Source organism: Labrys sp. E2SS-1L (genome assembly GCF_057073705.1).
On sequence record NZ_CP172712.1, the window covers coordinates 5526192 to 5538673 of the forward strand.

Consider the following 12482-nt stretch of genomic DNA (forward strand, 5'->3'; position numbering starts at 1 on the left):
ATGCCCTGCCCCTCTACGCCAGGGACGGCCCGGATCGGTTAATTTGCCGAGCCTCCGTCCTGGAATTGGCAGGAAAGGACTTTCAGACCGGCTGCTACCATAGGTTTGATTATGTCATCCAATGACAAGCGCTATTTTTCTACTCGGCCACCGGAGCCATTGCAGCTGATCGCATTGCTCCAAGAGCTATTCCCTCAGTTCAGCGAAGACCGATGAGGTCCGAAAGGTGGAAGCCAGCAAGCACAACTTGCATTGCGTGATGCGCAACTTCACTTCGTATTTCGGTAAAAATCACCCGAGCAGGCAGAACGACAACTTATTGCCTTGGGTCTTCTGCTCGATGAGGCGGTTAGAGCGCCGTTTCCACATGTTTTCTTGAACATCTTCGCCAACTGAATGGCTACAAGCGATTGGCGCCGTACATCACCAGAGAACCGGAGAGCGGTCTCACGCCTAGCGCTCAATAAGTCGACGACGCGAACCTCGCTCAAGTTCAAGGCTTTAAACGCAAAACGCCACCTGGATAGTTAGACCCAGATGGCGAGTGACTTATGACAGAATTGGTTGCGGGGGCGGGCAACCAAGTCTTACGCCGTGGCACGCTACAGGGTCTGAAACCGCGATTTCCCACGGCGGATTACGATTGAGGCGATTGGCTGCGCCACGCCACAGCTCTAAATTTGGGCCCTACCCCAAAGCGATGACGACAAAAAGCGGGCGCGGTGACAAGCTGCTTCTGGAACGCCCTATGCAAAGCATGGAGGCTTCAAAGCCTGCCCGCTCGGCAATACGAGCCAAGGGCCCGTCTGATATCTCCAAGAGCGTCTTCGTGCGTTTGATCCGGGCGGCCTCGACAGATCGAGTGGAGGTCGTGCCTGTCTCCCTGTCGAACGAACGTGAAAAGGTCTGCTCAATCGTCCAGCGACAGAACCCGTATGATGGCGAAAGGCTGTGTTCCATGCTGATTTACAAAGACGCAACGGAATTCAGCATGAATTGCCCAACCTTTGAGCTTGCAGACATCAATGCTGCCGACCTACATTGTGCATCGCAACAAGAACGCTGAGCGCCATTGCTGCCGCCCTCCCTGGGCGTTTCCTCCCTTGACTTGGGTCGCCCGTGTCGATTTCGATCTTGGGCGGCTTTTTTCATATACTGCCGTTGGTGTTATCCGCTCGCTTGGAAATGTTACTGCGGTGCTCGACTTAATCACCTGTTCCTTTAAGGCGCATAAACTTAGGCCTTAGGGCGGGTATCAGCACGCGCATAATAGGTTTACCGGGCGATTGAAAACGCGATCTTGAATATTAAGCACACTCTGTCGGCCGGATGCGTTCTCATGCTGCACACTGCATAGTGAAAAGTCTGCAACACAAACCGCTCGTTCGGCCACCAATCAATGACATACTGGGACTAAACAAATCTCTGGTGATTGATATTCTAGTGATGCCGATCGAGTTCCGCCGAACCTGATCGCGGCACCGATCTGATTGCGGGGGGCTGCATCATGGACGAAGCTGCGGAGCGCTTAAAACCCGAGCTGGTATTCTCGTTCGGACCGTACCGATTAGTGCCGAGCCGCCAACTTCTTCTTCTTGAGGACCATCCTGTAAAGCTTGGCGGTCGAGGCTTCGAACTGTTGCGGCTACTCGTGCAGCGCGGTGGCGAACTCGTTAGCAAAGAAGAACTGATGGCTGTCGCCTGGCCCGGTATCTTTGTTCACGAGAGCAATCTCAAGGTCAACATGTCCAACCTGCGCCGCCTGCTGGGCGACACCAAATTGAATCCTAACTATCTCGCTACAGTCGTCGGCCGCGGATATCGGTTCATTGCGCCGGTACAGGCCGGAATCGGGGCATTCGAGGAAGGCGACACCTTTGCGGAAAGTTCCGGCTTGGGTCATTTGCCGCCGCAGGGACATATCGTGGGCAGGGAGGCGGAGCTTGCCGACGTGCTGACCGCGTTGCACCGCGAACGGCATGTGACGCTGGTGGGCGCGGGCGGCATCGGCAAGACAACCGTGGCCATTGCCGCGGCCCGCGCCTATGCCGACGTAGGCTTTGACGGCATTTGCCTTGTGGATCTGGCGACAATAGACGACGCGACTCTACTTCCAGTCGCGCTCGTGACCGCGCTCGGTATTCGGGGCAATCCTGACGACAGTTTCACTGCGATACTCGACTATCTGCTTTCGCGCCGGATGCTCGTCATTCTTGACAATTGCGAGCATGTGCTGCCCGCCGCAACCATTTTTGCACGCAGCCTGGCATCCAAAAAAGGGTTGTCGAAGATCTTGGCGACAAGCCGCGAGCCGCTGAATTTTGACGTGGAATATCTAATTAGGATCGGACCGCTTGCCCTTCCTGATGATGAACCGGGTTTGTCCCTGCAAAGGGCTATTTCATTCTCGACCGTGGAGTTGTTCGCGTCTCGGGCGCTGCAATGGGCAGGATATCAAATCAGCGATGCCGATTGCGACGCGGTCGTGTCGATCTGCCGGTCGGTGGACGGATTGCCGCTGGCGATCGAACTGATGGCGGCGCAGCTTGAGAACTATTCACCTTTGGAGCTGTTGGCGATGTTTGATCGGCACACAAGCTTCTCCAAACTTCGCCCTGACGGGGTGGCTCCGCGTCATGAAACGCTGCTGGCGACGATAGACTGGAGCTACCGACTTCTTTCGCAGAGAGAGGCAGCCATCTTCCGCCTGGTGTCGGTCTTTGCCGACTTCTTCGAGTTGGAGGACGCCGTTCACGTCGCCAGAGCCGTGGGTCTGGATCCCATCGACGTCGTGGCCGGCCTTGGCGCCCTCGTTGCAAAATCGCTGCTGAACGCGGAAGTCAATGGGCCGGGGCTGCGCTATCGACAGCTCGCCAGCACCCGACATTACGCCGCCGAGAAACGGCATACCGATAAGGCCGACGCCCTGATCCTCAAATATCATGCGCAACGCGTCCTCGATCTTTTCAAGAGATCGGAAGATGAGTGGTACTGGCTCGAAAAGGGCGATTGGACCACGCGCTATGTGAGCCGGCTCGCCGATTTACGCGCCGCACTCGCCTGGGCTTTCGGCGTCGACGGCGATATCGCGCTCGGCATAAAGCTGACGGTCGCGGCCATTCCACTGTGGTCGGAGACCTCGATCCTTTCCGAAGCCCAGGAACGCACGGAAGTGGCGCTAAAGCTCGCGGAGAGCATTCCATGCGACGATCTCCTCAAGGCCAAGCTGGCCTGCTCGCACGCCTGGAGCCTGTATTACTCGAAGATGCGCAAGGAGATCGAGGATGCCTGGCTCCGCGCCATTGGCTTGGCCCAACGCGCACATAGCCTCGAATACGAACAGCGCGGCCTGGAGGGGCTCGCTTATTATCGGATGGAGGTCGGCAAGCTCGATGAGGCGATCAGTTGCCTGGAGGCGTCCGAGAGATTGTCGGCGCGGCATCGGGATTGGTCGGCCGCCCCCGAGGGAGACCGCGCGCTGGCCTGGGCCAAAGCGCATCGAGGCGACTTCGTCGAAAGCGGGAAGGTCCTCGACCGGCTCGCGGTGCAACATTCCTTCGCCGGTAAGCGCGCGGCCATGGCAGGGCAGGACATCATCCGATTTGTGTCGGTCCGATGCTACCTTACCTTCATCGCCTGGATGACCGGCCGCGCCGACTATGCCGACGCTGCCACGCGCGACGCAGTGGAGCAGGCTGGGCGGGCTGGACATTGGCTGTCGCAATCCAACGCGTTGGGACTGGCTGCGCTGCCGCTGGCCTTGGAGACGGGGAACATCCCCCTTCTCGAACATTATTCCGTGCTGATGCAACGCAATATGGAGCGGGAAATCATTCCTCGCTGGATCCCGGTTCATCACTATTTCAGGGGCACGCTTAGCTACTTGAAGGGAGATGGTGAGGCCTATCGCGAAGTAAGAGACGCGATCGACCACATGATCGAATGTCGATATCTGTTGCGTATCGGCATGTATATCGCCGGCCTCGCTCGGGTCCTCTTGCACCGGGGCTTGCTGAACGAGGCAGCCGACACGATCAGCCTCGCGTTCCAGTTTCAGGAGCGGCAGGGTGAGCGATGGTGTCGCAGCGAATTGATACGGATTGATGCAGCCATTCAACACAGGGCCGGAGATCATGCCGCTGCCGAACGGATGTGGAAGGACGCCGTGAATGAAGCGCATGCGATCGGAGCAAAGTCGTTCGAGCTGCGCGCCGCAAGCGACCTTGCGGCCCACTATATCGATACGTACCGCTCGGACGAGGCTATCGCATTACTCGCCCCTCTTTATCGGGAATTCAGCGAAGGCTTTGATACGCAGGATCTTCGTACCGCCACGCTGTTGCTGCGCTCGGCGAGCTCACCGGCTGGAGCATTTTTACAATGAGAGTTGATATCCAGCAGCTTCGAAGAAGTTGGCGCATTCGGACAGAAAAAGGCGATCTAGTAGACCGCCAATGCATTTGATCAAGGCATGACGGTCGCGCTGGCTCGCGGTGCAGAAGCGCTTTAAACGCTTGGCGAAAGCCAGCTCGATGGGGTTCATATCGGGGTAGTCAGGTGGTAGCAGAACAGCCGGGTCCTTCCTCGCTCCCCCTCTCTCCGCGGCGGACTTCGCAATCGTTTCGTATCGCGCGCCGCTCCTTGTTGTTCCATAGTCGCTGGACGAAGCCCTGGCTGGACGCAGGCGCTGCAGGCAATCCTGCTCTCTTTTTACCTCGTTTAACCACCCATGCACTGCCTCTGATGATACGTAAGCCCTGAGCCAGGATGGCGAGAACGGTGGTCCGGGCACGCTGGCGGCAGGTATTCGCGTAGAACTCCTCAATTTGAACAGGTGGCCGCTCGGTCGGTCATATCGAAGATGCGTGTCTAGTCCGAGACGATTGGAATCTGGATCGAGAAAAGCGAGCAAGACAATGCCGCGTTCCTCCACCACTTTGTCGCTGTCAGATGCCAAGCGGATGCTTGAAGCGGGTGAAGCTAAGGCCGCCAGTATGGGTATTGCCTATAATATCGCTGTCGTCGATGCCGGCGGCGCGCTTGTCGCGTTTACACGACAGGACGGCGCCCTGATCGGGAGTATCGATCTCGCCATCGGCAAGGCGATCACGGCGCGGCTTTTCGATAAGCGCACCTCGGATCTCGCGAGAATGGCGCAGCCAGGCGCGCCACTGTTCGGCATCGGGCAGAGCAATGGCGGCAAGGTCGTGATCTTCGGAGGCGGCTTGCCGGTGAAGATCGACAACCAGATCGTCGGCGCGGTGGGCACCAGCGCAGGTTCGATCGAACAGGACATTGCGGTGGCCGAGGCGGCGGTCGCGGCCATCTGCCAGAGCATGGGCTCCTAATAGGTCATGCTCGCGGCAACGAACTGCAACGTCTACTGAGGGAAGGCGTCGATATGATCGAACTAACCGTCAATGGAACCAAACACCAAGTCGATGTCGTCCCCGAGATGCCTTTACTCTGGGTTTTGCGCGATGAGCTCGGCATCACGAGCCCCAAATATGGCTGCGGAATAGCTCAGTGTGGCGCCTGTACGGTGCAAATTGACGGAGCCGCCGTGCGCTCGTGTCAGGCGCGTATGGCTGATATCGCAGGCAAGGCGATAACCACCATCGAAGCGGTTGGCAACGGGAAGCTGCACCCGGTCCAGGAAGCCTGGATCGAGCATCAGGTCCCGCAATGCGGCTATTGTCAGATCGGCCAGATCATTCAGGCGATTTCACTGCTCAATGCGATTCCCAAGCCGACCGATGAAGACATCAACGAGGTCATGTCGGGAAATCTCTGCCGATGCGGCACCTACGAACGCATTCGCGCTGCGATCCATGCGGCTGCCGAGAAGATGGGAGGGAAATAACATGGGCCAGATGCCGAATCTTTCGCGACGCACCTTCATTTTCGGTTCTGCCGCGTTCGCCGGCGGTGTGGCCTTCGGGCAGTATGGTCAGGCGCAACAAGCACCTTCTTCCCCAGCCGCGACGAATCCGCTGATCGCGGACCTCGGCCCGCGTTCGGTTACTTTCAATCCCTGGGTCGAGATCAGTCCGGACAAAATCACGCTGATTGCCCAGCACGCCGACAAGGGTCAAGGCGTCGGCTCTATCCAGCCCCTCATGATCGCCGAAGAGCTGGACCTCGAGCCGGGCCAATTCGAGATTCGGTTCGCCGGGCCCAGTCCCGCCTATTTCAATACCGGCTTTGCCCACGAACTTGCGCCCTTCATGGCGCCAGACCAAAGCCCCGAAGCTGAGAAGGCTCGCGCGGCCGCGCTGGAATGGCTGAGGAAGGCCGGTCTGCAGATGACCGGGGGCTCCAGCGCGATTCCCGATACCTACGAGAAATTGCGCATGGCCGGCGCGATTGCACGCGAAACGCTCAAGGCGGCTGCAGCCAAGCGCAGTGGCGTCCCGGCCGCCGACCTCCGCACGGAAGCCGGAAGCGTGATCTTGCCGAACGGGACAAAAATTCCCTACCTCGCGCTTTCGGCCGAGGCGGCGAAGATCACTCCGGTCGCGGTCACCAAGCTCCGCGATCCATCGCAATGGCGAATTCTCGGAAAGCCGATGGAGCGACTCGACGTCCGTTCGAAAGTCACCGGCGAGATGAAGTTCGGTATCGACCGGACGATGGCCGGCATGGTGTATGCGGCCGTCAAGCTCAACCCAAACAAGGGACAGCCGATCAAGTCCTACGACGCAAGCAAGGCTCAGGCGATGCCGGGGGTCCAGAAGATTCTCAAAGTATCGAATGGCATCGCGGTCATTGCAACGAACAGTTGGTACGCGATGCAGGCGGCCGAGGTTGTCGACTGTGTATGGGAGCCGAGCACATATCCGGCCGAGCAGGCCGATCACTGGAAAACCGTGGCCTCGTCCTTCACGCCACAATTCCTCGCCAAGGAATGGCGCAACGACGGCAATATCGACGCTGGACTAACAGACGGGACCCTGATCGAGGCGGAATATCGCGCGCCCTATGTGGGGCATCAGCCGCTGGAACCGCTCAACGGCATAGGCATCGTCACCGACAAGGGGATGGAAATCTGGGTCGGGCATCAAACGCCGCAATCCGTGCAGTACATCGCGGCCACTGCGATCGGCATGAAGCCAGAACAAGTGATCTTTCATAACGAGTGGATGGGCGGGAGCTTCGGGCATCGGCTCGAATTCGAGAATGTTAGGGTGCTTGCCGAGATCGCCAACCAGATGCGCGGAACGCCGGTGAAGCTCGTCTTCTCGCGGGAGGAGGACTTCCTGCAGGACATTCCTCGGCAGATCGCGATGGGCCGATGCAGGGGAAGCGTCAAGGATGGAAAGATCGTCGCAGCTGATTTGCAGGTGGCCGCAACAGCGCCGTTCAAGGAGCTCTTAGCAAGGATGGGCTCGCCCTCGAAGGACCCCGATGGCCAGCTGGGGGTCGGAATCTGGAACGTTTACTACGACATTCCGAATTACCGGGCGACAAGCTTCGAAGTGCAAGGACTGTCGCCGTCCACGACTTGGCGATCCGTAGGCGCTTCCGCCAATGGATTCTTCACCGAGGGGTTTATCGACGAATTGATTCACGCCGCGGGGCTTGACCCGCTGATGGCGCGCATCGAGATGTGCAAGATTCCGATCTATCGGAAGCTCCTGGAGACCGTCGGCGAGATGGCGGACTGGAAAGGCCCCCTGGGACGCGGAAAAGGCCGTGGCGTTGCGTTTGTCGAGTCGTTCGGAACGGCTGTCGCCGAGATCATCGAAGTGACCATGACCGACGCAGGCATCAAGATCGACAAGGTCTGGGTGGCGGCCGATGTCGGCAAGATTGTGGACCCCGTCAACTTCGAGAATCTCGTCCAAGGCGGCGTCGTCTGGGCCCTTGGCCACGCCATGAACTGCGAACTCACCTATGCCAAGGGGGCCGTGCAGCAGAGGAACTACAACCACCATGAAGCCATGCGAATGTATCAATGCCCGGCGATAGAGGTGCGCGGCCTGGAGAATGATTACACGATCAGAGGCATAGGGGAGCCCCCCGTACCGCCTGCGGCACCCGCGCTGGCCAATGCTATCTTCGCTGCGACGGGCAAACGCATCCGAGAAATGCCTTTCAACAAGTTCGTCGATTTCGTGTGAGGGCGGACCATGAGGAGGACAACTCTGATAGCACTCGCCTTTGCCAGTTCATCGATTGTCGCCCTGACGGGCTTTGTCTTGGCCAAGGAGAAGTCAAGGGATGCATTGCCTCCGGGCAGCATCAGCCGGGCCGAGGGATTGCAGGCCTGGAAGAGAATTGAGGCAGTGGTGACACATCCGCGCTGTGCCAATTGTCATGTCGATGCGAAGGCTGTGCCGATTTGGACGCCGGCCGGTGAAAGCAAATCCCGAGTACACGGCATGAACATCCACGGCGGAAAAAGCCGAATTGGAGCTGAGACAGTGCCATGTTCGACGTGCCATCTCACTTCAACATTACCGAACCCGCCCGCACCGGCGCCCCTGCATGCAGGCATCGACTGGCAACTTGCACCGGTGGAATTCATCTGGTTTGGCAAGAGCGGCGCCGAGATCTGTGCCCAGCTTAAGGATTCCAAGCGGAATGGCGGTCGCGACGCTGTGGGCCTCGTTGAGCATTTGAGGCACGATGCATCGCTAAGCGGATTTATTCCCAGGGCATGGGAGCCCGGTGCCGGCCGCGTGACACCGCCGGGAACATTCGAGGATCATGTCAGAGACATGGCTCTTTGGGGGGCAGCCGGACAGCCCTGCCCGAGCTAAGGAGGCATGATGGTTGTGCCGTGTTGGTGTTCAGCACTGGCGCCATCGATGATCAAGGAACATCCCGGCCAATGCGAATCCGGCGCGGTGAGATGGGGGTTCGACATCAATCCCAACTTTCTTGCGATCTGCCATTGCCTCGACAGCAAGAGGGCATCGGGCGGCGAGGCGGTGACACTTCTCGGCATAGCTGAAGACGGCTGGCAGACCAGCCGGCTGCCGGCTGGGCACACGCATGCTTCGCCCGCCCCGGTAACCGCCTTGGATCAGATAGGATGAAGATCACTACACGCGGATCGGTGTGCGCCGCATAACCACCACGAATGGAGGCAGGGATGCTGGAGAAAGCCTATCGCGGTCAATGCGCTGCCGTGAAAGTGCATTGCACGAACGAAGCGGAACGAAGCAAGCGGAGCCTCACGCTGTTCGCCCTGGCGCTCGGCAGCTTCTGCATCGGGACGTCCGAGTTTGCGAGCATGGGGATGCTCCAGTTGTTCTCCGCGAGCCTTGGCATCGATATCCCCACCGCAACGAATGCGATTGCGGCCTATGCCCTCGGTGTGGTGATCGGCGCCCCTCTCGTGACGCTGGCGGCGGCGCGGCTAAATCGGCGAACGCTTCTCCTGTGCCTAATGGGCCTGTTCATTCTCGGAAACGTCCTGTCGGCGGTCGCCGCCGACCTCAGCATGTTCGCCCTGGCCCGCTTCGTCAGCGGTATGCCGCAAGGAGCCTATTTCGGTGCCGGCGCTGTGGTGGCGTCGTACATCGTTGGCCCCGGCCACGCTGGAAAGGCATTCGCACTGGTCATGACCGGCCTGACGATCGCAACGATTGTCGGCTCGCCTCTGGCAACCTTCCTCGGTCAGACTCTGGGCTGGCGAAACACCTATTTCAGTGTCTCCATGGTGGCTGGCCTGGCCTTTCTGGCCTTGTGGGCCTGGGTGCCTCGAACCGAAGCGCTCCATGGCGGCCCCGTGATACAGGAGCTAACCTCTCTGCGCAGACCGGCGGTCTGGGCCATGATGCTCGTCGCGGCGCTCGGCGTGGCCAGCATCTTCGCCGTCTATACCTTTATCGGTCCCTTCGTCACCGATGCGGCAACGCTCGATCAAGCATGGATTCCGGCGGCGCTCGCGCTGTTCGGCGTCGGCATGACCATGGGCAACCTGATCGGCGGACGGCTGGCAGATGCCTATCCCGCGCGAGGATTGGTCCTGGGCTACGGTAGCGCCCTGATCGTGCTTGCGGCGCTGGCGGCCGGTGGCGGTAATGTGTGGATCCTGATGCCGGCGCTGTTCGGCGTCGGCACGACTATGATGGTCGCCATTCCCACGATCCAGGTGCGCCTGACACGCCTCGCTCCGGAGGCGCCCACGCTGATGGGCGCCATGAACCTTGCGGCGTTGAATGTCGCCAACGCCATCGGCGCTTGGGCGGGCAGCCTGACCATTGCAGCCGGCTACGGCCTGCTCTCAGCCGTGTGGGCGGGCTTCGGACTGACCCTTCTAGGTCTTCTCGTCTTCGCTCTCACCCTGCCGAAGGCACCTCAGCTTGCGTCCGCATGATCCACCATGGACACTTAGAAATGTCCGCGGAAAAGGCCGCGAAAAGAGTTGGCTTCAGTGGTGTGCAGCATAGCTAACGGACTGATCCAGGTGCCGTCCGCACAAGCATAAGCCAATACGGGGTTCATACCATGACGATCAGCGAGGCTCGGCGAGAGCAAACATATCCAACACTTTCGACTTTCCAAATCAGCACGGCTCGACGCTTCGCGAGCGGTGAGCCATGTCGGTTTGGCCCAGGCGACATCCTTTATGAGATCGGCACCCGTAACGTCCCTGCCTGGCTTATTCTAGAGGGCTCGGCCGATGCAATCCAGCGTGGTGCGTCCGGCAGGTCGTCCGTGATCGCCACCTACGGTCCCGGCCAGTTCACCGGCGAGACCAATCAGCTGTCTGGCCATGCAACCCTGGCATCGGTGGTCGCGGGCGAGAAAGGCGTAGTGGCAATACCCTTTGATGCACCGCATCTTCGCGCGCTCGTCATCGGGTCGGCAGATGTTGGTGAGGCGATCATGCGCGCCTTTATCCTCCGTCGCGTTTCACTGATCGATGAAGGGCGGGTTGGCGGTGCAGGGTCGGTTCTGGTTGGACGCCGGGATAGCCCTGATATCGTGCGGCTGTCTGGATTTCTCACCCGCAACGGCTATCCCCACGCCATCATCGCCGCATGCGAGGCCGAGGGGCGCGAGTTGGTTAAACGGCTCGGCATCGCACCGGAAGATCTGCCCTTGATGATCTGCCCGAACGGCACACTGCTCAAAAATCCGTGCGACGCGGATGCCGCGACCTGCCTTGGCATCATCCCGGACCTCGATCCGACGAGCGTCTATGACGTGGCAGTCGTCGGAGCGGGACCGGCTGGGCTGGCTACTGCCGTTTACGGGGCATCTGAGGGACTGTCCGTTCTGGTTCTCGATTCACGGGCTTTCGGTGGCCAAGCAGGCGCATCCGCCCGTATTGAAAATTATCTTGGCTTTCCAACTGGCATCTCGGGACAGGCTCTTGCGGGCCGGGCCTTCAATCAGGCGACGAAGTTCGGTGCCAAGCTCGCGATCCCGCTGACCGTCGGAAAGCTGTGCTGTCATGGAAATGAAGCGGAAGCTCCGTTCTCTCTCGAGCTCAGCAATGGATGTATCGCACAGGCGCGTTCCATCGTGATCGCGTCAGGAGCGCGCTATCGTCGGCCAGATATCACCAATGTCGAAGAGCTGGAGGGGGCTGGCGTCTCCTACTGGGCATCGCCGATCGAGGCCCGCCTCTGCTCCGGAGAGGAAGTCACTCTCGTCGGCGGCGGAAACTCGGCCGGCCAAGCCGTTGCCTACCTATCACCATACGTCAGGCATTTACATCTCGTGGTCCGGCGCCCGCTTGAGCAGACTATGTCCCAGTATCTGATCGATCGGATCGCAGCATTGCCCAATGTCGAACTTCATGTGGACAAGGAGATTGTGGGCCTGCATGGCGACCGAGAGACAGGTCTGACCGGTGCCACCTTCCGCAACACCCGAACCGGCGAGACAGAAGAGTGTGCGTCGCGCCATCTCTTTCTATTCATCGGTGCCGATCCCAATACCCGCTGGTTAGATGACTGTGTGGCGATCGACGGAAAGGGATTCGTTCTCACGGGAGACCACATCGATCACGGCGAGCGACTGCAGTTGGAAACGAGTTGCCCCGGCATCTTTGCCGTGGGAGACGCACGCGCCGGCTCCACCAAGCGGGTCGCCGCCGCGGTCGGTGAGGGCGCGGCCGTCATCGCTCAGATTCATTCTTTCTTGGCGCGAAATGTCGGATGAAAGTAAGATAAGGGCCGGTAATCAGTCATTGGCGCCTTCGCCTGGCCCAACTTCGGCAAGCGAGAACGGGCCAAGGCGGCAATGGCAAGGTGGCGAAAATCGCCGCCGAAGCTGGGCGCGCATCGGGGGAATGACCAACCATCGGTAGCTTAGCAGGCCGCGATGCCAGCAGCGCTACAGCCTCCAATTGTGGTTCAAGCCTATAAACACAAAACGCCATCGGGGTGGTTAGACCCAGATAGCGATTGATTTATGACAGAATTGGTTGCGGGGGCAGGATTTGAACCTGCGGCCTTCAGGTTATGAGCCTGACGAGCTACCGGGCTGCTCCACCCCGCGGCAGGAATTTGTTTGAT

The 12482-nt window shown here is 59.5% G+C and carries 9 protein-coding genes and 1 tRNA gene; 9 read left to right on the forward strand and 1 reads right to left on the reverse strand.

Going from position 1 to position 12482, the window contains the following annotated elements:
* The first annotated feature begins 652 nt into the window (after positions 1-652).
* From ACIGJE_RS25770 to ACIGJE_RS25810, 9 genes are all read left to right on the forward strand, one after another.
* Positions 653-1066: a hypothetical protein gene (locus ACIGJE_RS25770; RefSeq protein ID WP_483679050.1), complete on the forward strand. Its 414-nt coding sequence runs from the start codon at positions 653-655 to the stop codon at positions 1064-1066.
* Positions 1067-1507: 441 nt separating this feature from the next.
* On the forward strand, positions 1508-4384 hold the full coding sequence (locus ACIGJE_RS25775) for an ATP-binding protein (protein WP_483679052.1): 2877 nt from the start codon (positions 1508-1510) through the stop codon (positions 4382-4384).
* A 532-nt stretch (positions 4385-4916) separates the two neighbouring features.
* Positions 4917-5348, forward strand: a complete 432-nt coding sequence (locus ACIGJE_RS25780) for a GlcG/HbpS family heme-binding protein (RefSeq protein WP_483679054.1) — start codon at positions 4917-4919, stop codon at positions 5346-5348.
* A 53-nt stretch (positions 5349-5401) separates the two neighbouring features.
* Entirely contained in the window at positions 5402-5863 is a 462-nt protein-coding gene (locus ACIGJE_RS25785; protein WP_483679056.1) for a (2Fe-2S)-binding protein, read from the forward strand.
* 1 nt (position 5864) lies between these two features.
* Complete coding sequence (locus ACIGJE_RS25790; protein WP_483679057.1) at positions 5865-8123, forward strand: xanthine dehydrogenase family protein molybdopterin-binding subunit; 2259 nt, start codon at positions 5865-5867, stop codon at positions 8121-8123.
* Between the two features lie 9 nt (positions 8124-8132).
* Positions 8133-8765 (forward strand): hypothetical protein, encoded by a 633-nt coding sequence (locus ACIGJE_RS25795; protein WP_483679059.1) that lies wholly within the window; start codon positions 8133-8135, stop codon positions 8763-8765.
* Between the two features lie 48 nt (positions 8766-8813).
* Positions 8814-9044 (forward strand): GFA family protein, encoded by a 231-nt coding sequence (locus ACIGJE_RS25800; protein WP_483679060.1) that lies wholly within the window; start codon positions 8814-8816, stop codon positions 9042-9044.
* Positions 9045-9100: 56 nt separating this feature from the next.
* Positions 9101-10330 (forward strand): MFS transporter, encoded by a 1230-nt coding sequence (locus ACIGJE_RS25805; protein ID WP_483679061.1) that lies wholly within the window; start codon positions 9101-9103, stop codon positions 10328-10330.
* Between the two features lie 131 nt (positions 10331-10461).
* Positions 10462-12126 carry an FAD-dependent oxidoreductase gene (locus tag ACIGJE_RS25810; protein ID WP_483679063.1) on the forward strand — a complete coding sequence of 555 codons (1665 nt, stop codon included), beginning with the start codon at positions 10462-10464 and terminating at the stop codon, positions 12124-12126.
* A 262-nt stretch (positions 12127-12388) separates the two neighbouring features.
* Here ACIGJE_RS25810 and ACIGJE_RS25815 read toward each other — a convergent pair.
* Positions 12389-12465, reverse strand: a tRNA-Met gene (locus tag ACIGJE_RS25815).
* Positions 12466-12482: the final 17 nt, after the last annotated feature.

What these genes read in the sequence shown, in the direction of transcription:
- ACIGJE_RS25775 (WP_483679052.1), top strand. Translation starts at nt 1,508, where the DNA reads ATGGACGAAGCTGCGGAGCGCTTAAAACCCGAGCTGGTATTCTCGTTC.
- ACIGJE_RS25805 (WP_483679061.1), top strand. Translation starts at nt 9,101, where the DNA reads ATGCTGGAGAAAGCCTATCGCGGTCAATGCGCTGCCGTGAAAGTGCAT.
- ACIGJE_RS25800 (WP_483679060.1), top strand. Translation starts at nt 8,814, where the DNA reads ATGATCAAGGAACATCCCGGCCAATGCGAATCCGGCGCGGTGAGATGG.
- ACIGJE_RS25810 (WP_483679063.1), top strand. Translation starts at nt 10,462, where the DNA reads ATGACGATCAGCGAGGCTCGGCGAGAGCAAACATATCCAACACTTTCG.
- ACIGJE_RS25780 (WP_483679054.1), top strand. Translation starts at nt 4,917, where the DNA reads ATGCCGCGTTCCTCCACCACTTTGTCGCTGTCAGATGCCAAGCGGATG.
- ACIGJE_RS25790 (WP_483679057.1), top strand. Translation starts at nt 5,865, where the DNA reads ATGGGCCAGATGCCGAATCTTTCGCGACGCACCTTCATTTTCGGTTCT.
- ACIGJE_RS25795 (WP_483679059.1), top strand. Translation starts at nt 8,133, where the DNA reads ATGAGGAGGACAACTCTGATAGCACTCGCCTTTGCCAGTTCATCGATT.
- ACIGJE_RS25785 (WP_483679056.1), top strand. Translation starts at nt 5,402, where the DNA reads ATGATCGAACTAACCGTCAATGGAACCAAACACCAAGTCGATGTCGTC.